This is a genomic window from Sphingopyxis chilensis (genome assembly GCF_035930445.1).
In the GTDB taxonomy this organism is placed as follows: Bacteria; Pseudomonadota; Alphaproteobacteria; order Sphingomonadales; family Sphingomonadaceae; genus Sphingopyxis; species Sphingopyxis chilensis.
In genome coordinates, this window is record NZ_CP142394.1 from 2,280,773 (window position 1) to 2,301,166 (window position 20,394).

General features: G+C 64.5%; 21 protein-coding genes. 8 read left to right on the forward strand and 13 right to left on the reverse strand.

Translation table 11 applies throughout. The annotated features are described in order from the left end of the window. Positions 1 to 81 precede the first annotated feature (81 nt). The 11 genes from VSX79_RS10480 to coxB form a co-directional block, all read right to left on the reverse strand. A complete protein-coding gene (locus VSX79_RS10480; RefSeq protein ID WP_326913309.1) occupies positions 82 to 3,066 on the reverse strand; it encodes a TonB-dependent receptor in 2,985 nt (994 codons plus the stop codon). Positions 3,067 to 3,239: 173 nt separating this feature from the next. Beyond that, on the reverse strand, positions 3,240 to 4,130 hold the full coding sequence (locus tag VSX79_RS10485) for a class I SAM-dependent methyltransferase (RefSeq protein ID WP_179495647.1): 891 nt from the start codon (positions 4,128 to 4,130) through the stop codon (positions 3,240 to 3,242). Further along, the gene (gene thrC / locus VSX79_RS10490) at positions 4,123 to 5,520 is read right to left on the reverse strand and encodes a threonine synthase (protein ID WP_179495645.1); all 1,398 of its coding nucleotides are present in this window, start codon (positions 5,518 to 5,520) and stop codon (positions 4,123 to 4,125) included. Before thrC ends, VSX79_RS10485 begins: the two co-directional genes overlap by 8 nt. Before the next feature lie 27 nt (positions 5,521 to 5,547). Beyond that, on the reverse strand, positions 5,548 to 6,192 hold the full coding sequence (locus VSX79_RS10495; RefSeq protein ID WP_326913310.1) for an SURF1 family protein: 645 nt from the start codon (positions 6,190 to 6,192) through the stop codon (positions 5,548 to 5,550). Continuing rightward, complete coding sequence (locus tag VSX79_RS10500) at positions 6,185 to 6,580, reverse strand: DUF983 domain-containing protein (RefSeq protein WP_326913311.1); 396 nt, start codon at positions 6,578 to 6,580, stop codon at positions 6,185 to 6,187. The genes VSX79_RS10495 and VSX79_RS10500 overlap by 8 nt, the downstream gene beginning before the upstream one ends. A gap of 1 nt (position 6,581) precedes the next feature. Beyond that, positions 6,582 to 7,457, reverse strand: coding sequence for a cytochrome c oxidase subunit 3 (locus VSX79_RS10505; RefSeq protein ID WP_179495641.1), 876 nt, complete (start codon positions 7,455 to 7,457; stop codon positions 6,582 to 6,584). Positions 7,458 to 7,536: 79 nt separating this feature from the next. Beyond that, on the reverse strand, positions 7,537 to 8,097 hold the full coding sequence (locus VSX79_RS10510) for a cytochrome c oxidase assembly protein (RefSeq protein ID WP_326913312.1): 561 nt from the start codon (positions 8,095 to 8,097) through the stop codon (positions 7,537 to 7,539). Continuing rightward, complete coding sequence (locus VSX79_RS10515) at positions 8,094 to 8,258, reverse strand: hypothetical protein (protein ID WP_326913313.1); 165 nt, start codon at positions 8,256 to 8,258, stop codon at positions 8,094 to 8,096. The genes VSX79_RS10510 and VSX79_RS10515 overlap by 4 nt, the downstream gene beginning before the upstream one ends. Beyond that, positions 8,255 to 9,166, reverse strand: a complete 912-nt coding sequence (locus VSX79_RS10520; protein ID WP_326913314.1) for a heme o synthase — start codon at positions 9,164 to 9,166, stop codon at positions 8,255 to 8,257. The genes VSX79_RS10515 and VSX79_RS10520 overlap by 4 nt, the downstream gene beginning before the upstream one ends. Before the next feature lie 106 nt (positions 9,167 to 9,272). Next, positions 9,273 to 10,943 (reverse strand): cytochrome c oxidase subunit I, encoded by a 1,671-nt coding sequence (ctaD, locus tag VSX79_RS10525; protein ID WP_326913315.1) that lies wholly within the window; start codon positions 10,941 to 10,943, stop codon positions 9,273 to 9,275. Between the two features lie 15 nt (positions 10,944 to 10,958). Then, positions 10,959 to 12,026, reverse strand: coding sequence for a cytochrome c oxidase subunit II (gene coxB / locus VSX79_RS10530; protein WP_179495631.1), 1,068 nt, complete (start codon positions 12,024 to 12,026; stop codon positions 10,959 to 10,961). A gap of 231 nt (positions 12,027 to 12,257) precedes the next feature. On the opposite strand from coxB, the gene pyrE reads away from it, so the two are divergent. Genes pyrE through VSX79_RS10555 form a run of 5 tightly spaced genes read left to right on the forward strand, consistent with a single transcriptional unit; the run spans position 12,258 to position 15,979 of the window. Continuing rightward, positions 12,258 to 12,845, forward strand: a complete 588-nt coding sequence (gene pyrE, locus VSX79_RS10535; RefSeq protein ID WP_179495629.1) for an orotate phosphoribosyltransferase — start codon at positions 12,258 to 12,260, stop codon at positions 12,843 to 12,845. Beyond that, positions 12,842 to 13,591, forward strand: coding sequence for a pyridoxine 5'-phosphate synthase (locus tag VSX79_RS10540; RefSeq protein ID WP_179495627.1), 750 nt, complete (start codon positions 12,842 to 12,844; stop codon positions 13,589 to 13,591). The genes pyrE and VSX79_RS10540 overlap by 4 nt, the downstream gene beginning before the upstream one ends. Next, complete coding sequence (gene acpS / locus VSX79_RS10545; RefSeq protein WP_179495625.1) at positions 13,588 to 13,989, forward strand: holo-ACP synthase; 402 nt, start codon at positions 13,588 to 13,590, stop codon at positions 13,987 to 13,989. The genes VSX79_RS10540 and acpS overlap by 4 nt, the downstream gene beginning before the upstream one ends. 7 nt (positions 13,990 to 13,996) lie before the next feature. Beyond that, positions 13,997 to 14,845: a signal peptidase I gene (gene lepB / locus VSX79_RS10550; protein ID WP_179495623.1), complete on the forward strand. Its 849-nt coding sequence runs from the start codon at positions 13,997 to 13,999 to the stop codon at positions 14,843 to 14,845. Positions 14,846 to 14,863: 18 nt separating this feature from the next. Then, positions 14,864 to 15,979 carry an AI-2E family transporter gene (locus VSX79_RS10555; protein ID WP_326913316.1) on the forward strand — a complete coding sequence of 372 codons (1,116 nt, stop codon included), beginning with the start codon at positions 14,864 to 14,866 and terminating at the stop codon, positions 15,977 to 15,979. Positions 15,980 to 16,016: 37 nt separating this feature from the next. Here the strand turns inward: VSX79_RS10555 and VSX79_RS10560 are convergent, their stop codons facing one another. Both VSX79_RS10560 and rpsU read right to left on the reverse strand, forming a co-directional pair. Continuing rightward, positions 16,017 to 16,556 carry an FKBP-type peptidyl-prolyl cis-trans isomerase gene (locus tag VSX79_RS10560; RefSeq protein WP_326913317.1) on the reverse strand — a complete coding sequence of 180 codons (540 nt, stop codon included), beginning with the start codon at positions 16,554 to 16,556 and terminating at the stop codon, positions 16,017 to 16,019. A gap of 671 nt (positions 16,557 to 17,227) precedes the next feature. Beyond that, entirely contained in the window at positions 17,228 to 17,434 is a 207-nt protein-coding gene (rpsU, locus tag VSX79_RS10565) for a 30S ribosomal protein S21 (RefSeq protein WP_037510267.1), read from the reverse strand. A gap of 279 nt (positions 17,435 to 17,713) precedes the next feature. On the opposite strand from rpsU, the gene VSX79_RS10570 reads away from it, so the two are divergent. From VSX79_RS10570 to VSX79_RS10580, 3 genes are all read left to right on the forward strand, one after another. Further along, positions 17,714 to 18,478, forward strand: coding sequence for a class II aldolase/adducin family protein (locus VSX79_RS10570; protein ID WP_179495617.1), 765 nt, complete (start codon positions 17,714 to 17,716; stop codon positions 18,476 to 18,478). Positions 18,479 to 18,618: 140 nt separating this feature from the next. Beyond that, on the forward strand, positions 18,619 to 19,164 hold the full coding sequence (locus VSX79_RS10575) for a (2Fe-2S)-binding protein (protein ID WP_179495615.1): 546 nt from the start codon (positions 18,619 to 18,621) through the stop codon (positions 19,162 to 19,164). 133 nt (positions 19,165 to 19,297) lie between these two features. Further along, entirely contained in the window at positions 19,298 to 20,248 is a 951-nt protein-coding gene (locus VSX79_RS10580; protein WP_326913318.1) for an RcnB family protein, read from the forward strand. Positions 20,249 to 20,394: the final 146 nt, after the last annotated feature.

The window sequence follows — 20,394 nt, forward strand, 5'->3', positions numbered from 1 at the left end:
TCGTGATCCGTCACGCAAAAGAGCCGCGCCCGAAAAGGCGCGACCCCCTTGCCGGAAACCCGGCGGACGGGTTCCGCCGTTCTAGAAGCTGAACCTGACCCCTGCCGCATAGCGGGCGAAGCCCGGCTGGACGAAGGTGACATTGTTCTTGCTGCGAAGGTGCCCGCGGCGGCCCTCGCCCGTCAGGTTGATCGCCTCGACGAACCCCGTAAAGCCCGGGATGAACTCATAGCTCGCGCTCGCGTCGATCTGCCAATATTCCTCGGTATAGAAGGGGTTCGGGCCCGTTCCCGCGAGGAATTCGTCGCGCCAGTTCCACGCGACGCGCGCCTGGAGGCCATTCTTGTCATAGAAGGCCACGGCGTTGGCGCTGTCGCTGAGTCCGGTCAGCGCGAACTGCGCCACCGACGACGGCTGCGTATTGTCGTACGTCGCATCGCCGTTGACGATCGTATAGTTCAGGATGACGCCGAAGCCGGTATCCCAGAAGCTGTGCTGGAGCGCGAACTCCCAGCCGTTGAGCGACGCAGTCTGGTCGCTGTTCACCGGCGTCGCGATTTCGAAATTGACGAGCGGATCGCCGGGCGCGGCATTGATGATGTTGCCCGTGACCGTGTCGGGGAAATTCTCGATGATATATTCGCGAATTTGCCCGACAGTCGCACCCGACCCGATCGCGGCGATCGCGGCATTCCAGCGCGGCCCGCCCACCGGCGTCGTCAACCCGAACGCACTCGAGTCGATCCGCGTCGAGGATATGAAATTGCTCACATCCTTGTGGAAATAGCCCACCGACAGATAGGAATCGCGGCCGTAATACCACTCCGCCGACAGGTCGATATTCTTCGACTTGTACGGGACCAGCCCCGGATTGCCCTGCGCACCCGTGCCGCCGCCGACGCGGAACAGCGTATCGATCGTCCGCCCGCCCTGCATGCTGGCATAGTCGGGGCGCGTGATCGTGTGGCTGTAGGATGCACGCAGCTTGATGTCCTCCATCGGAGAGATGTCGAAATCGATCGCCGGCAGCCAATTGTCGTAGGAGCCCTTGAACCGCGTAAAGTCGCTTTCGCCCGAAAAGACGACGTTGAATTCATTGTCGCCGACCCAGGTGGTCGTCACCGGCACCGGCACCAGCGCCGCCGACGAGATATCGGTCGTCTCATACCGGATACCCGCCGTGAAATGCGCGGGATTCTGGAACAGGTCGAATACCGTCGCGACCTGCAGATAGGGCGCCAGCGTCTTTTCGGAGATGCGCCGATCGGTGTTGAAGACGGCAAGGCAGGTGCCCGGCTGTGCAGCGCCCGTCGCGGGGTTGCTGCAGACCTGATAATTCTGCTCGTTCAGGTCGGCCAGTCGCTCGAAATCGAAGGTATAGAAACTCTCGATCATCCCCGATTGCGCAAGACCGGGGAATTTGTCGGGCAGCGTGACGAGTTTGAAAATGTCGTCGGGAATATCCGCCGCCGGACCCGCGCCGCCCCATGTGTCGTCGTTCTGGATCGTGCCGAACGCCGAGCGCACCTTGCTGTCGACATAGGAAACGCCGAAATCGATGCTGTCGAGGAAACCGCCGTCATGGTCATATTGGCCGCGCAGCTGCACCTGGTTGATCCGGTTGCGGAAAAAAGCGTTGCGGAAGGCATTACCCGTCGGCGTGATCAACGACGCGTCGAGCGGGTCGATGCCCGGATACATGCCGTAGGAGATGACCGGCAGGTCATTCTCGAAATTGATCGTCTGATTCTGCACGCCAAAGACGGCATTACCCAGCGACATGCTCGACCCGAAGCGGTTGACCGGATTGACCTCGGCGGTCGAATGATGCGCGTCGAGCTCGAACGTCACCCCGTCCGTGCCCTTCCATTCGAGGTTGAAGCCGAGCGAATTATTCTCCGCCCGGTTTTCGGTCAGCGCGCCGCTGTACGACAGATCCTTGCCGCCATAGAGCGCGTCGGGCCCGGGCGTCCCGGTCGGCGGCGCGAATATCTCGCTGTAAAAGATCGGCCCGGCGACCGGCCCGTCGGTCCACGCGCTCGACGTGTTTTCGTGGTTGAACCAGACGCCGACATTGCTGTTCCGCGTTTCGACCGTGTTGCGCGAATAGACATAGTCGACCGTCGCGGTCAGTTCATCGGTCGGCCGGAACTGTAGCACCGCCTGCCCGTTGATGCGCTCGCGATTGATGTCGTTGAGGTCATAGGACGCATTCTGCGGCACCTGATAGACGTCGTCGGGGCCAGGACGGTTGGTGATGTTGTCGGCGCGCGGATCGCCCGGCTGCGCGAGCGAACCCCAGTTGTTTTCGCTGCCCAGATAACCGTCGCGCCAGCCGACATTCGCCGTGTTGGTGCTCGACTTGCGCTTCTGGTACGATCCCGCGATCATGATGCCGATGCGGTCTTCGGCGAAAGTCGTGCTGAAGATGCCCGACACTTCGGGCGTGATCGGGTCGCCATTGTTGCGCGACGTATCGTAGACGCCCTTGACCGAAAGGCTGCCGCGCATCCCCGGATTGTCGAGCGGGCGCGGCGTGCGAATGTTGATCGACGAACCGATGCCGCCCGATTCGATCGTCGCCCGGCCGCTTTTGTAGACCTCGACCGACGCGATGCCTTCGGACGCGAGGTTGGCAAAATCGAACGACCGCGACGACGGCGCGCTGCCGCCGTCGCCGATCAGCGCGGTCGGCATCTGGCGGCCGTTCAATGTCACGAGGTTGAATTCGGGGCCGAAGCCGCGGACCGTGACCAGCGAACCTTCGCCGTTCGAGCGGTCGATCGACACGCCCGTGATGCGCTGGAGCGATTCGGCGAGGTTGGTGTCGGGGAATTTGCCGATGTCTTCGGCAGAGATCGCATCGACGACGCCCTGCGCCTCGCGCTTGATGTCGGCTGATGCAGCGAGCGAGGCACGAATGCCCGTCACGATGATTTCATCACCGCCAACTTCGCTGTCGGCCGGCGCTTCCTGCGCGAAGGCGACCTGCGCCATGCCCATCATCGACAGCGCCGAAGTCCCGGCCAGAAACTTGGCAAGCCACTGCTTTTGAGACGCCCGCATCCCCATTTCTCCCACATAGCCGCTCTCTTTTGGTGGCGGCATTCCCGTTATGTGAACGTTATCTAAATGGGAACGTTCTCATTGTCAACGCATCGACCGTTGCATTTGGGTCACAATGCTGCGCTTTTTTGTGCGGCAAACGTATGCAGCAAAGCGCCCGCCGCGGAAATGCGTCAGCGGCTCCAGCGCGCGAAAATCGCCGTTGGCAGCAGCAGCCCCCTCGCCTCCTCGCGCACCGCCAGTTCGCCGCACTCGACCTTGCCCGGCAGGTCGGCGAAAAGCTGCGCGACCAGCTCGCCGATCGCGAGCGCCGACATGCGCACGGCGTAGACGGTCAGGAACAGCGCCCGGCTGTCGGCGTCGAGCAAACGGCGGCAGTCGGTGAGCAAGGGCGCGAGCCCCTCCTCGATCTGCCAGCGCTCGCCGCCCGGCCCGCGCCCGAACTTCGGCGGGTCGAGCAGGATCGCATCGTAACGCCGCTCGCGCCGCACCTCGCGCGCGGTGAACTTGCCCGCATCGTCGACGATCCAGCGCACCGGCTTGTCGGCCAGGCCGGCAAGCGCCGCATTCTCGCGCGCCTGCCCCACCGACTTCTTCGACGCATCGACATGCGTGACCGAGGCCCCCGCCGCGGCGAGCGCCTGGCTCCCGACGCCCGTATAGCCGAAGAGGTTGAGAAAGGCGGGATCGGGCTTGTCGGCCACCTGGCCGCGCAGCCAGTCCCACACCGGCGCCATGTCGGGGAAGAAACCGAGATGGCGGAACGGGGTGCACGAGGCGGTGAAACGCGTCTCGCGCCACGCGAGCGGCCAGCCCTCGCTGGGCACGGGCTTGTTATAATACCAGCGCCCGCCACCATCGTCGTCGGACGCAGGGATGAATTCGCCGTCGGCGGCTTCCCATTCGCTCGGCGGAAGCGCCGGCGCCCACATCGCCTGCGGCTCGGGGCGGATGAAGCGATAACGGCCGTATCGTTCGAGCTTGCGCCCGTGGCCGCTGTCGACCAGCCCATAATCGTCCCACGCCTCGCCGACGAGCGTGACAAGGGGTAAGAGGTCAGCCACGCGCCGCTTCCGCGAGGACAAAGGCCTTCACCGCGTCATAGTCGCCGGGCAGCTTCGTATAGCGCTCTTCGCGCTCGAAGAGGTTGCCCAGCCGCGCGGGCAGCGGCGGGCGCACGCCGGTCGCGCGCTCGACCGCCTCGCGGAATTTCGCGGGATGCGCTGTCGCGAGCGTGACGACGGGAATATCGGCATCGATCTCCAGCGCGCGCGCGGCGGCGAGGCCGACGGCGCTGTGCGGGTCGATGATCTGCCCGCCATGCTCCTGCGCCCAGCGCAGCGCGAGCGCCATCGCGTCGCCGTCGATGCTCGCGCTCGAAAACAGGTCGCGCGCGCCGGCGAGCATGTCGGCAGGGATCGTCATCGCGCGGTTCGCGTCGAACTCGCTCATCATCCCGGTGATCGCGGCGTCGTCGCGGCCCGAGAGGTCGAACAGCAGGCGTTCGAAATTGCTGCTCACCTGGATGTCCATGCTCGGCGTCGCGGTCGGCGTCACCGTGCCCGCGCTATAGTCGCCGCTGGTCAGCGCGCGGTGGAGAATGTCGTTGACGTTGGTCGCGACGACGAGCTTTGCCACGGGCAGCCCCATCTGCGCCGCGACATAGCCCGCGAACACGTCGCCGAAATTGCCCGTCGGCACGCTGAACGCCACCGGACGGTCGGGTCCGCCAAGGCGCACCGCGGCGTAGAAATAATAGACGACCTGCGCCATCAGCCGCGCCCAGTTGATGCTGTTCACCGCCGACAGGTTGACCTGGCTCCGCGCTTCCTCGTCGCCGAACAGCCGCTTCACCATCGCCTGTGCGTCGTCGAAGCTGCCGTCGATCGCGATATTGTGGACGTTGGGCGCGAGCACCGTCGTCATCTGGCGCCGCTGCACGTCGCTGACACGCCCTTCGGGATGGAGCATGAAGATCTGGATATGCTCGCGTCCCGCGACCGCCTCGATCGCCGCCGACCCGGTATCGCCCGACGTCGCTCCGACGATCGTGATGTCGGTATCGCCGCCCGCCAGGAACTTTTCGAACAATTGCCCGAGCAATTGCAGCGCGACGTCCTTGAACGCCAGCGTCGGGCCGTGGAACAGTTCGAGCAGCCAGTGGCGATGGTCGAGCTGGACGAGCGGCGTCACCGCGTCATGGCTGAAGCGGCCATAGGCGGCGCGGCACAGGGTGCGCAGCTCGTCCTCGGTCAGCACGCCCTCGACGAAGGGCCGCATGATCCGCACCGCGGTTTCGGCATAGTCGAGCCCCGCGAGCGCGCGAATATCCTCCGCCGACATCCGCGGCCATTTCGCCGGCACATAGAGGCCGCCGTCGCTGGCAAGGCCGGCCAATGTCGCGGCACGAAAGTCGAGGGTCGGCGCGGAGCCGCGGGTGCTGATATATTCCATGGCGGCCCAGCGCCTAGCGGGAGAGGCTCAAGGCCGCAAGCGGCGACGGACAGCCAATATATAGATGACGAGCGCCGCGGCGGCGAACAGGAACCATTGCACCGCATAGGCCAGATGGTTGTTCGGCGTATCGTCGGCTGAAGGCACGCCGCTTGGGCGCAGGTTCGCAACCGGCGCGTCGGCGACCAGCATCGCGCGCGCGGGAACCGCCTTGCCCATCGCCCGCGCCATCACCGTCGGCTGCTCGGGACCGGGGACGATCGTCCCCTGCACCGTCCCGCCGCCCCATTTCGGCGGCGCAAAATCGTCGCCTATGCCGACATCGACGAGCACCCCCGGCCCTTCGGCGCCGGTCCGGCAATCGGCGATCATGCGGATTCCCGACTTGCCCTTGCGGTCGGTGCCGCTGCGCGGGTCCCAGCGCACAGGCTCGAGGCACACGATGCTGCTCTTGCGATAGAGGAAGCTGTCTTCCACCGGCGGCAGCTCGGGATAGGCCACCAGCGACGACATCGCCATATTGCGCTGGTAAAGCGCGATCAGCGCTTCCTTCTCGCTTTTGCGCTGGAGCTGCCAGACGCCGAGCGCGATCATCACCGCGACCGCGGCGAGCACGAGCAGGGTCGGGATCAGCGGCCAGCGCCGCACGGGCCGTTCGGCTGGTTCAGTCATGGTCATCGTCCACCCGCCGCCCCTCGGCGGCTTGCCGCTGATGCTCGCTCGCGAGCAGGGCCGCCTTGCCGACGCGCAGGCCATAGACGACGGCGGCGGCGGTCAGCGGTACCCACAGCACGACATGCACCCAGAAAGGCGGTCGGAACAAGGCATCGATCGTCAGCGCGATCGCGATCAGCAGCGCGCCGATGATCAGCGTCAGGAACGCCGCGGGCCCATCGCCGACATTATAGCTCTCGAAATCGAGCCCGCAGACGCGGCAACGCGGCGCGAATTTGACCGGCCCGTCGAACAGCGTCTGCGCGCCGCATTCGGGACAAAGGCCAAAAAGGGCAGCGCGCGCGATCGGCGGCTGCCCTTTTTGCGGTTGATTGCCAGCGGGCAATTTAGTGCGCGGCGACCGGCGCGCCCCAGCCGCCCCAGACATAGACGATGATGAAGAGGAACAGCCACACGACATCGACGAAGTGCCAGTACCAGGCCGCGGCTTCGAACCCGAAATGCTGCTGCGGCGTGAAGTGGCCCTTATAGGTGCGCACGAGGCAGACGATCAGGAAGATCGTGCCGACAAGCACGTGGAAGCCGTGGAAGCCGGTCGCCATATAGAAGGCCGAGCTATAGTTGCTCTGTCCGAAGCCGAACGGCGCATGGGCATATTCATAAGCCTGGATCGTCGAGAAGACCGCACCGAGGATGATCGTCAGCCACAGGCCCTTCTTGAGGCCTTCGCGGTCGCCGTGGATCAGCGAATGGTGCGCCCAGGTGATCGTGGTACCCGAGCAGAGCAGGATCAGCGTGTTGAGCAGCGGCAGCGAGAAGGCGTCGATGACTTCGATGCCCTTCGGCGGCCACATGGTGATCGCGTCGGCGCCATCCTGGCCGAACAGCGAGGTGACCGCACCTTCGGCATATTCGATCGGCACGGGAAAGAGCGAGAAGTCGAACCAGGCCCAGAACCAGCCGACAAAGAACATCACTTCGGACGCGATGAACAGGATCATGCCGTATCGCAGGTGCAGCTGGACGACAGGGGTATGATCGCCGGCATGCGCTTCGTTGATGACGTCCGACCACCAGCTGAAGAAGGTCGCGATCACGCCCATGAAGCCAAGGCCGAGAACCCATTTGCCGACGCCGCCAAAATGGTCGGCGTGCATCGACATGACGAGCCCGAAGAACATCACGAGCGCGGCAACCGAGCCGATGAGCGGCCAGACGCTGGGATTTACGAGGTGATAGTCATGATGTTTGGCACCGGCCATGTCACAATTCCCGTTTTTGCTGCCCCAGCATGACGATTCCCCATCATCTGCCGGTCTTGTTAGACTCTTGTTCGCGGCCTTAGCTCGCCTTTTTACCCTCGTCTACAGGGTGAAAGGTGTAGCTCAAGGTGATTTCCTGCACGTCGCGCGCGTCGGGGTCGTCCTTGATCTTCGGATCGACGAAGAACAGCACCGGCATGCGCATCTGTTGCCCCGGCTCCAGCCGTTGCTGGGTGAAGCAGAAGCACTGGATCTTGGTGAAATATTTGCCCGCCTGGGTCGGCGTGACGTTGAAGCTCGCGGTCCCGATGACGGGCTGCCCCGAATTATTCTCGGCGATGAAGATCGCCATGTCGCGCGCGCCGATGCTGACCGTGTCGGTCGGATGTTCAGGATAGAATTTCCACGGCAGGTTCGGCGAGACATTGGCGTCGAAGCGCACCGAAATCGTGTCTGACAGGATCTGCGGCTCCTCCGCTGCGGCGACCGGGTCGAAACGCTGCGTCGTGCCGCCGAAACCGGTCACGCGGCAAAAGAGATTATAGAGCGGCACCGCCGCGAAGCCGAGGCCCACCATCGCGAGTGCGAGCAGCGCGGCAAGGCTGGCGGTTTTCGCGTTGGGGGACACGCGGGCGATCATGCGAAAATCTGCATCTTGGCGATGGTGATGAAGAAAAAGAGGATCGCGAGCCCGCCGAGCATCCACGCCATCAGATTGGCGCGGCTGCGCTGACGGCGGCGATATTCGGCCTCGTCGAAAGGTTCGGGTCCAGAAGGTTCCTTAGAGTTTTCGTCGGTCATAGCGGCCACCAATGGTCGGCAACGACGGCGCCGAACAATATAAAAAGATAAGCGATCGAATAAGCGAAGAGACGCTTTTCGGGCTGCATCAGATCGCCCTCGCCCGTCGTGCGCGTGCCGACCTGGATCGAGAACAGGACGAAGACCGCCGACAGGAGGATGGCGGTCCAGCCATAGAGCGCGCCGGTGTAACCGAGCGGCCACGGGGCGATCGCTCCCGCCGCCATGATGATCGCATAAAAGAGGATCTGGCGCCGCGTCGACTTTTCACCCGCGACAACCGGCATCATCGGGATCCCCGCGGCGGCATAATCCGAACGCATGAACAGCGCCAGCGCCCAGAAATGCGGCGGCGTCCACAGGAAGATGAGCAGGAAGAGCAGCACCGGCAGCGGCGCGATCGATCCCGTCGCCGCGACCCAGCCGATCAGCGGCGGAAAGGCGCCCGCCGCGCCGCCGATGACGATATTCTGCGGCGTCCTGGGCTTCAGCCACATCGTATAGACGAAGACATAGAAGAGGATCGAGGCGAGCAGCAGGAGCGTCGCCTGCCAGTTCGATGCGAAGAGCATCAGGAACAGCGAAAAGGCGGCGAGCCCGATGCCGAACTGCAGCGCCGTCTGCGGATCGAGCCGGCCGGCGGGGAGCGGCCGCCCCGCGGTGCGCTTCATCTTGGCGTCAAGGCCCGCTTCATACCATTGGTTGAGCGCGCCCGACGCCCCCGCCCCCAGCGCGATCGCGAGGATCGACGAGAAGGCGAGCACCGGATGCACCTCGCCCGGCGCCGCGAGCAACCCGCACAGCGCGGTGAAGACCACCAGCGACATCACGCGCGGCTTGGTCAGCGCGAACAGGTCGCGCCAGTCGGCGGGGAGTGCGGTTTCGCCGTGGGTCAGGCTCTGCGCCATGTCAGAAAAATACCGTCTTTGTCAGCTCGACAGGGTTGATCATATTTCCCAGACCCCGCCTTTGGGGCGACGCCCCCTGCCGTTTCCAGGCAGGGGGCGTAACCGATCATGCGATACGCGGCAGTTCGTTGAACTGGTGGAACGGCGGGGGGCTCGACAACGTCCATTCGAGCGTGGTCGCGCCTTCGCCCCACGGATTGTCGGCGGCCTGCTTGCCCGCGAACAGCGAGTAGAGGATGTTCACGAAGAAGATCAGTACGCCCACGCCCATGATCACATAACCATAGGACGAGATCAGGTGCCAATAGGCATAGGCCTCCGCATAGTCGGGGTAACGGCGCGGCATGCCCTGCTGGCCCAGGAAGTGCTGGGGGAAAAACAGGACGTTCACGCCGATGAAGAAGATCCAGAAGTGCAGCTGGCCGAGGAACTCGCTGTACATCCGGCCCGACATCTTCGGGAACCAGTAATAGAAGCCGGCGAAGAGCGAGAAGACCGCGCCCAGCGACAGCACATAGTGGAAGTGCGCGACGACATAATAGGTGTCGTGCAAATTGGTGTCGACGCCGCCATTGGCAAGCACGACGCCGGTCACACCGCCGACCGTGAACATGAAGATGAAGCCGAGCGACCATACCATCGGGGTCTTGAAGCTCATCGAACCGCCCCACATGGTTGCGATCCAGCTGAAGATCTTGATGCCGGTCGGGACCGCGATGACCATCGTTGCCGCGGTGAAATACATCTTCAGGTTCACGCTCATGCCGACGGTGAACATGTGGTGCGCCCACACGATGAAGCCGACGACGCCGATCGCGACCATGGCATAGGCCATGCCGAGATAACCGAACACCGGCTTGCGGCTGAAGGTCGAGATGACCTGGCTGACGATGCCGAAGCCCGGCAGGATCATGATGTAGACTTCGGGGTGGCCAAAGAACCAGAAGAGATGCTGGTAGAGGACGGGATCGCCGCCGCCCGCCGCATCATAGAATGTGGTGCCGAAGTTGCGGTCGGTCAGCAGCATGGTGATCGCGGCGGCCAGAACCGGCAGCGCGAGCAGCAGCAGGAAGGCGGTGACCAGCACCGACCACACGAACAGCGGCATCTTGTGGATTGTCATCCCCGGCGCGCGCATGTTGAAAATGGTGGTGATAAAGTTGATCGCACCCAAAATCGACGCCGCACCCGCAAGGTGGAGCGAAAAGATCGCCATGTCGACCGCGGGCCCTGGCGAGCCGCTGGTCGATAGCGGGGCATAGACCGTCCAGCCGGTGCCGGCGCCAAGGCCGCTGCCGCCTGGAACGAACATCGAGCCGACAAGCATGACGAACGCCACCGCCGTCAGCCAGAAGCTGACATTGTTCATGCGCGGGAACGCCATGTCGGGTGCGCCGATCATCAGCGGCACGAACCAGTTGCCGAAACCGCCGATCATCGCGGGCATGACCATGAAGAAAACCATGATCAGGCCGTGCGCGGTGATCATCACGTTCCAGAAATGCTTGGCCTGCACCTCGCCCGCCGACGCGTCGAAGAATTGCGCCCAGCCGGTCAGATACTGGATGCCGGGGTGCGCGAGCTCGAGGCGCATCATGCCCGAAATCACGCCGCCGACGATGCCGGCAATGATCGCGAAGATCAGGTAAAGGGTGCCGATATCCTTGTGGTTCGTGGACATGAACCAGCGGACGAAAAAGCCCGGCGTGTCGTGATCATGGTTGTCATGCGCATGGGCGTGGCCGTGCGCGGGTGCAGTCGCTGCGATATCGGTCATCTGTCGGACCCCTTGTTAATTCTTGGCAGCCGGTGCGGCGGCGGGAGCCGCTGCGGGCGCGGCTTCGGTCGTGGCGGCGGCCGGCGTCGCGGCCGGAGCGGCGACGGCGGGAGCCGGCGCGGCAGCTGCGGGCGCCGGAGCGACCGGACCAGCGGGGTTGCCGCCCTTCGAGCGGACCCATGCCTCCCACTTGTCGACCGGCAGAACCTCGACGGCGATCGGCATATAGCCGTGATCGACGCCGCACAGTTCCGAACACTGGCCGTAATAAACGCCGACCTTGTTCGCGGTGAAGGTCGTTTCGTTGGCGCGGCCGGGGACCGCGTCCATCTTCGTCCAGAAGGCGGGAACCGCGAAGCTGTGGATCACGTCGGCGCCGGTGATGATCAGCTTCACCTGGCGGCCGACGGGCACGACCATGCGGTTGTCGACGGCGAGGTGATAGGGCTCGCCCGCCGCCTCGGCCTTGTCCTTGGGCAAGATCTTCGAGACATATTCGCCGATACCCTGGTCGGGATAGGCATAGCCCCAATACCATTGATACCCCGTGACCTTGATCGTCAGCGCATCCTTCGACGGCGGTTCGTACTGCTGGGCCAGAAGCCGGATCGACGGCACCGCGATCACCGCGAGGATCAGCACGGGAATGGCCGTCCAGATGATTTCGATGAGGGTGTTGTGCGTCGTCTTCGACGGCACCGGGTTCGCCTTGGCACGGTAACGGAACATCGCCCAGAGCAGCAGGCCGAGCACGAGCAGCGTGATGATCGTGATCACGGGAAGCAGAATCACATGGTTGAACCAATAGGCCTGTTCACCCACGGGGCTGACCTGCGGCTGGAAATCGATGCCCGCATCGACCGGCTGGCCGACGCCGGGAGTCGGCTTCATCGGCACATAGGTGGCGTCACCCGCCGGAGCCGCCGCAGTCGCCGCCGCATCGGTAGCGGCCGGGGCCGGATTCGCCGGAGCGCCCACGGCGGGGGCTTCGGCCGGAGCCGCGGCCGGCGCCTGCGCATGACCGGCGCCGACCGCGCCGAGCGACAAAGCCGCCGCAATTACAAGGGTTTTCAAGCTCTTCATAAGGATAGTGCCGCCCGTTGCCTGTTGTTCTTATGATGCCCCAGCCCACCCTTCCCCGCTGCCGGACATGCGCCCACGCAGCCATCGGACAGGCTGAATCTCGCGGGCGCTATAGACCCGCTTGCCGCTTGCCTCAAGCATCTCTAACACTATTTTGCGGCTGGCAAATCTTCGCCGCCTAAACCCGCTCGCCCGCCATGGGCGACGCACAGGACAAAAGAATAATCCTTCATGACCGACGATGAAATCCTGGCCGAATTCCGCGCCGCCGACGCCCTGCTCCAGGGCCATTTCCTTCTCTCCTCCGGCCGTCATAGCGAATATTATCTGCAATGCGCACGCGTGCTGATGGATACCGAGCGCGCCGGACGCCTCGCCGCCGCGCTCGCCGCGAAGCTGCCGCGCGAGCTGCGGCAAGCGATCGACATCGTCGTCTCGCCCGCGATGGGCGGTGTGATCATCGGCCACGAAATGGGCCGCGCGCTCGGCAAGCCCGCGATCTTCGTCGAACGGCCGACCGGCACGTTCGAACTGCGGCGCGGCTTCGCCATCGATCCCGGCGCGAAAGTCCTGATGGTCGAGGATGTCGTCACCACCGGCCTCTCGTCGCGCGAGGCGATGGAGGCGGTGCGCGCCGCGGGCGGCGAAGTGATCGCCGAAGCCGCGCTCGTCGACCGCTCGGCGGGCAGCGTTGATCTCGGCGTGCCCTTCTACCCGCTCGTCGCGATCAACTTCCCGACCTATGCCGCCGACGAACTGCCCGACGCGCTCGTCGCGACCGAGGCGGTAAAGCCTGGCAGCCGGAGCAAGGCGGCTTGACCGGCCCCTCGTCCTCGCGCCTGCGGCTCGGCGTCAACATCGACCATGTCGCGACGATCCGCAATGCGCGCGGGGGCGAGCATCCCGACCCGGTGCGCGCGGCCGAGATCGTCGCGGCGGTCGGCGGGGACGGCATCACCGCGCATCTGCGCGAGGACCGGCGCCATATCCGCGACGACGACCTCGCGCGCATCCAGGCGGCAACCGACCTGCCATTGAACCTCGAAATGGCGGCGACCGACGAGATGCTCGAAATCGCGCTGCGCCACAAACCGCACGCCGCATGCATCGTCCCCGAAAAGCGCGAGGAGCGCACGACCGAGGGCGGGCTCGACGCCGCAGGCCAGCACAATCATCTCGCCCCCATCGTCACCCGCCTCAATGACGCGGGCATCCGCGTCAGCCTGTTCATCGAGCCCGACGCGCGCCAGATCGAAGCGGCGATGCGCCTCCGCGCCCCCGTCGTCGAATTCCACACCGGCCGCTACGCCCATGTCGAGGGCGAGGAGCGCGCCGCCGAACTCCGCCGCCTCGCCGACGCCGCCGCGCTCGCGTGGAAGAATGGCATCGAGCCCCACGCGGGACACGGCCTCACCTATGAGAATGTCGTCCCCGTCGCCGCGATCCCGCAGCTCGCCGAACTCAACATCGGCCATTATCTGATCGGCGAGGCGATCTTTACGGGGCTGGAGGATGCGGTGCGCCGGATGCGCGCGCTGATGGACGAGGCGAGAGGCGCCGCGTGATCATCGGCCTCGGCTCCGACCTGTGCAATATCGAGCGGATCCAGAATTCGCTCGACCGTTTCGGCGAGCGCTTCGAAAACCGCGTCTTCACCGACATCGAGCGCGCCAAGGCCGCACGCCGTCCCTTCACCCGCGCCGGCACCTACGCCAAGCGCTTCGCCGCCAAGGAGGCTTTCTCCAAAGCCGTCGGCACGGGCTTCAAACGCGGCGTGTTCATGAAGGACATCGGCGTCGTCAACGCCCCCTCGGGCGCGCCGACGCTGGCGCTCACCGGCGGCGCCGCCGAACGGCTCGCGCAGATGACCCCCTCGGGATACCGCGCGCACATCCATCTGACGCTGACCGACGACCATCCGTGGGCGCAGGCTTTCGTCATCATCGAAGCAATCAAGGATTGAGTGAATAATGACGAAGCGTGGTGCGAAAGCCGGGACGAAGGATGACGGCAGCTGGGGCAAGTTGATCCGCGATGTCGTGGTGATATTGCTGCTCGTGCTCGGCATCCACAGCTGCGTCGCCAAGCCCTTCTATATCCCGTCCGATTCGATGATGCCGATTCTGCGCAACGGCGACCGGCTGATCGTCAGCAAATATCCCTATGGCTGGTCTTATTCGTCGGTCAGCTTCCACCTCGCGCCCAAGGTCGCGGGCCGGCTGTTCGGCAAGCTGCCCGAGCGCGGCGACATCGTCGTGCTCGAACATCCGGTGACGCGCGTCGATTATATCAAGCGCGTGATCGGCTTGCCGGGCGACACGATCGAACTAAGGAATGGCGAACTCAGCATCAACGGCAAGCCGGTGAAGCGCGAGGTGCAACCGATGCTCTCGATCCCGGTCGACCCGAACCTGCCCGGCCCCGACAGCAGCCTGTACCGCTTCGTGAATCGCGATACGAGCGGCCAGCAGGTCCTCGAGCTTCCCATCGTCCGTGAAACGCTGCCCGGCGGCGCGACCTTCGACACGATCGACATGGGCCCCGGCTATCCGACCGACGATTACGGCCCCGTCACCGTTCCCGCGAATCATCTGTTCCTGATGGGCGACAACCGCGACGGCAGCGCCGACAGCCGCGTCGACGCCAGCCAGAAGGGGCTCGGCGGCCCCGTCCCCTTCGACGCGATCGCCGGACGCGCCGAGATCATCAGCTTTTCGACCGACGGAACCGCCGAATGGTACAACCCATTGAGCTGGTTTAATGCCCTGCGGTCGGGGCGCGCGGGAACCGACCTGCGGCCCGAGCGTCAGGGCAGTTAGAGCAACGGGGAACAGGATATGGCGGCGACGAGGAAGACGACAGCGACACGCGCCGCCACTGTCCAGCCCGAAGCGCACACCGAGGCCCCCGGCCCCACCGAAATCCGCAGCCAGCTCGTCCGCACCGAGCTTTTGAAGGCGGGCGTGTGGCTCGGCCTCGCGCTGCTGATCGGCGTGTGCATCGTGCTGATCCAGCCGATCCTGCTGATCTTTGCCGGTATCGTCATGGCATCGATGCTCGACGGCGGGACGCGCCTGCTCGGCCGCGTATTGCCGATCGCCCGCGCCTGGCGCCTCCTCATCGTCTGCCTCTCGCTCCTGGCGTTTCTCGGCTGGACCATCCTGTTCGCGGGCTCGCAGATCGCCGATCAGGCCGCGACGCTGCAAACGGTCGTGATGGCGCAGATCGAGCGCATCGCCGCCTGGGCGAGCGATCATGGCATGGGCAATTTCCAGCTCGATACCAAGACGATCACCGACAATATCGCCGGCACCGTCGGCCGCGTCACCGCGGCGGTCGGTACGGTGCTCGGCGGGCTCACCAGCCTCGTGATGATCGTCGTGCTCGGCATCTTCATCGCGATCGAACCGAGGCTCTACGAGCGCGGCGTCGCATGGATGCTGCCGATGAAGGCCCGCGAGAATTTCTATATCACGACCGCGCGCATGGGCTTCACGCTGCGCCGGCTGATGGCGGGCCGCCTGCTCGGCATGTTCGTCGAAGGCGTCGGCACCTGGCTCGCCTGCATGGCGGTCGGCATCCCGATGGCGGCGTTGATGGGGCTGCTCACCGGCCTGCTCGCCTTCATCCCCAATATCGGCGCCATCGTCTCGGGTGTGCTGCTCGTGCTCGTCGGCTTTTCGGCGGGGACCGACACGGGCCTGTGGGCGATCGCCATCTATTTCGTTGTCCAGACGGTCGATGGTTATCTGATCGTCCCGATGGTCGCCAAAAAGACCGTCGACCTCGCGCCCGCGCTCGTGCTCGGCGCGCAGATCCTCTTCGGTGCGCTGCTCGGGCTCATGGGGCTGTTCCTCGCCGACCCGATCGTCGCGATGATCAAGGTCGCGCTCGAACGCGAAGCCGAACGCAACGCCGGCGCCGCCGATGCGAAAACGGCGGCAGGCATTTAGCCCGCCGCCGTTCTGCATTTCTTTGTGATCGCGCGCCTTACGGCTGCGGCGCGCCCGGCGGCGGACCACCAGGACCGCCAGGGCCACCGGGACCACCCTGCATCATCTGTTGCTGCTGCATCTGCTGCATCTGCTGCTGCATCGCGCGAACCTCGGCCTCCGAGCGGAAGTCGAGCAGGGTGACCGAGAAGTGCAGCGTGCTGTTCGCCGGGATCGGTCCGACGGCGCGGTCGCCATAGCCGAGCTTCGGCGGGATGCTGATCTTGTATTCGCCGCCCTTCTGCATCTGGGTCAGCGCCTCCGAAAAGCCCGGGACGACCTGCGCGACCTGCATCGGCGCCTGTTCGTTGGCGTCAAAGACGGTGCCGTCGTCGAGCTTGCCTTCATATTTGACCAGAACGACGTCGGCCTTCGTCGGGCTCGGCCCGGTGCCTGCCTTGACGACCTCGAACCCGATGCGCGGGGTCATGTGCCAGGCAAAGGCCGCGCCCGCGACCAGCAGCGCCGCGAGCCCGAACCACATCAGCCACAGCCCGCCCTTGCTCACCGGGCGCAGTGGAACCGTCGTTACGCTCATCTTGCAGTCCTTTTCCTGCCCCGCATTCCCGGGGGCGAATGTCGCGCACGCCTATAGGCGGTGCGGCGCGCGGCGGTCCAGAGGCAATTGAGCATGAGAACCGCGAGAGAATGAATGTCGGCTATTGGGTGGGGAGCGGGCTTCCTCAGACGGCGCGTTAGCGCGCCTGCTGCGCCGAACCGACCAAGCAGTAATGACAGCAAGCAGGATTATGTAAATCGATAGGCCGACCCCGAACCCTTGGCCTACGGCTTCGCTGAGCAAACCTGCGGGAGCGATGTAGCCCGCGATCACCCAGAACATTAGATCGCCATCATACTCGAAATGCAGATCGAAGATGTGCAGGACAGCGACAACAATCGGAATCGACCAGAGGTACCAAAGGAACAGCCTAAAGACGGATGAGGATGTCGGTAACTTCGGCATGTTTCTTTGTGCCAACATTACCGCTCGTCCGAAATCGGTCGTTTTCAGACCTTCGTCATCCCGGACTTGATCCGGGATCCCCTGCGGCGTTGAAGTCGTGGACCCCGGATCAAGTCCGGGGTGACGGTTCAAAAGAATGTCCACTTCCGGTCGAAACCCGCCCACCCCGCACCAATCCAACGAAAAAGGGCGCCGCGTTGCCGCGGCGCCCTTTTCACGATCAGGATCCCGAACGGGAGACGGTCTTACTTGATACCGTCGCGCTCCATCCGCTTGCGCTCCATCTTGCGGGCGCGGCGGACGGCGGCGGCGTGCTCGCGGGCACGCTTTTCGCTGGGCTTCTCGTAATGACGGCGCAGCTTCATTTCGCGATACACGCCCTCACGCTGCAGCTTCTTCTTGAGCGCGCGAAGGGCCTGGTCGACATTATTGTCGCGAACGATGATCTGCATACGCCGTGTCGTCTCCTGTTCGTCAAAACGATCTGCGGCCACCGGATGGATCCGGTTCGCCATAAACCGCCGATATTCGGGCAATAAAAAGAGCGCCGCGATCACGCGACGTTCCGATGAAGCGCCAACTAGAGAGATTCGCGCCGAAATGCAAGCCCCCGCGCGGCGAACCGCGCCTGCCTGGCTATCGAACCGCCCCACCCGCGCCCGGGATTGTGCCTGGCCCATGCCTTATGGCATAGGTAGCAGGACGAAACCAATCATCCAAGGGACAGGAACATGGCGACCCAGCTCAAGCGCAACAGCAAATATAGCGAAGCCGAATGGACGGCGCGGCAAGAGCTTGCCGCCTGCTATCGCATCTTCGCGATGATGGGCTGGGACGAGATGATCTTCAATCATATCACGGTGAAGGTTCCCGACGAGGAAGGCAGCTATCTCATCAATCCCTATGGCATGCACTTCAGCGAAGTGACCGCCTCGACGCTGATCAAGATCGACATCGACGGCAACAAGGTCGACGAGGATAATCCCTGGCACGTCAACAAGGCGGGCTTCGTCCAGCACAGCCTGTTCCACCGCGTCCTGCCCGATGCACACGCGATCATCCACACGCACACCACCGCGACGGTCGCGGTCTGCGCGCTCGAAGGCGGGCTGCAGCCGGTCAATTTCTATGCGTGCAACTTCGCGGGCCAGCTTGCCTATCATGATTTCGAGGGCGTGACGGTGCGCGAGGAAGAGGGCGAGCGCCTCGTCCAGAACCTCGGCGACAAGCGCATCCTGATGCTCAAGAATCACGGTCCCGTCGTGATGGGCAAGACGCTGACCGAAGCCTTCATCAAATATTGGGCGCTCCAGCGCGCTTGCGAGATCCAGATGGCGACGATGAGCATGGGCCAGCCGATCGTCGTTCCCGACGAGGTCGTCGCGGTCCACCAGCGCGACCTGTTCATGGCCTCGATCCCCGGCCAGGCGGGCAAGGCCGAATTCGACGCGATGGTGCGCAAGGTCGACAAGATCGATACGAGCTGGCGCGATTGAACCCCGCGCTTCGTCATTGCGAGGAGCGAAGCGACGCAATCCAGAGCGGCATAAGGCGCCCCTGGATTGCGTCGCTTCGCTCGCAATGGCGAAGGGGAAAAATGCGCGCATTTGAATTGGCGAGCCGCTAGAAGCCCCGCATGACGCGATTCTCGGTCAACGACCGCCCGGTCGAATATCGCATGGACCCCGAAACGCCCCTCTTGTGGGCGCTGCGCGACGCGTCGAACCTGACGGGCACCAAATATGGCTGCGGCACCGGCGAGTGCGGCGCATGCACCGTCGACATCGACGGCGAGGCGATCCGCAGCTGCCTGGTGACGATCGCCGAATGCGAGGGCCGTTTCGTCACCACGATTGAAGGGCTCGCGCGCGACCGCAGCCATCCGGTGCAGCAGGCGTGGGTCGCCGAGCAGGTGCCGCAATGCGGTTTCTGCCAGTCGGGGATGATCATGTCGGCGGCCGCGCTGCTGCGCGCGAACAGCAATCCCAGCGATGCCGAGATCGACGCCGCGATGACCGGCATCTGCCGCTGCGGTACCTATCCGCGCATCCGCACCGCGATCCGCCTCGCCGGCCGGGTGATGCGCGGCGAGGAGCGCATCGCCGCCGCGCCGCCCCCCGGCATCCGTCCCGAGGACGCCGCGCGCGCCGTGCCTTCGCTCCGCCCGCCGCGCGGCAGCTGAACGCGCCCGTTCATCTAGCTGAACCGGAGGCAACGGCGCGGTCAGCCATCGATCATCTTGCCACTGGTAAGAATCGCTTCATCATCCCGGCTGGTGCCTCCAGCAAACGGGACATGAGTTGGAGAATGGCGAGATGAAAAAGATGTTCGGAGGGTTGCTGATGGCGGCGACGATCCTGACTCCCATTGCCCCGGCTGCCGCGCAGGCGCCTGGCGAAAGAGTCCAGATCGCGCAGCGCGGCGACCGTGGAGACCGGGGGCCGCGCGGCCCCGAAGTGCGGCGCGGCGGCAATCGCGGCGAAACCCGCGCGCAACGACCGCAGCGACAGCAACGCAGCGAAATGCGCCAACAGCGCGGCAATGACGCACAGCGTCAGGCGCAGCGTCAGCAATGGCAGCAGCGCAGCAGCGGCGACCAGCAGCGCCAGCAATCGCAACAGCGCCGCGAACAGCAGCAGCGCGCGGCAGCGGCCCAGCGCCAGCGCGGCGGCACTTATGACCGCAACCGCGACGGCCGCATCGACCGCCAGTGGGACCGCAACCGCAATGGCCAGGTCGATCGGCGTTATGATCGCAACGACAACAACCGCGTCGATCGACGCTACGACCGCAATCGCAATGGCGACCTCGACCGCCGCTGGGATCGCAACAACAACAATCGCATCGACCGGCGCGACGGGCGTTACGATCGCAACCGCGACGGCCGGATCGACCGGCGTTACGACCGCAACAACAATAATCGCGTCGATCGGCGGTATGATAACCGCAGGCAGCACAGCTGGAATCGCGACTGGCGGAGCGACCGCCGCTATGACTGGCGCAGCTATCGCGAGCGGAACCGCAGCCATTACCGGATGCCGCGCTATTACAACCCGTATCGCGGTTACGGATATACGCGGTTCAGCATCGGCTTCAGCCTGAACTCGTTGTTCTACAGCTCGCGCTACTGGATCAACAACCCCGGCTATTACCGCCTGCCGCCCGCCTACGGCGGTACGCGCTGGATCCGCTATTATGACGATGCGCTTCTGGTCGACACCTATTCGGGCGAAGTGATCGACGTGATCTACGATTTCTTCTGGTAATATTCCTTTCGGTTACCCGAAGACAAACTGAGGGGCCGGTTCGCCGGCCCCCTTTTTTTGGCGGGTTTCGACCGAAATCTGCCCAACCAACTCCGTTCGCATCGAGCGAAGTCGAGATGCCCCTCGGCGTCGTGCAGGGTCGATGG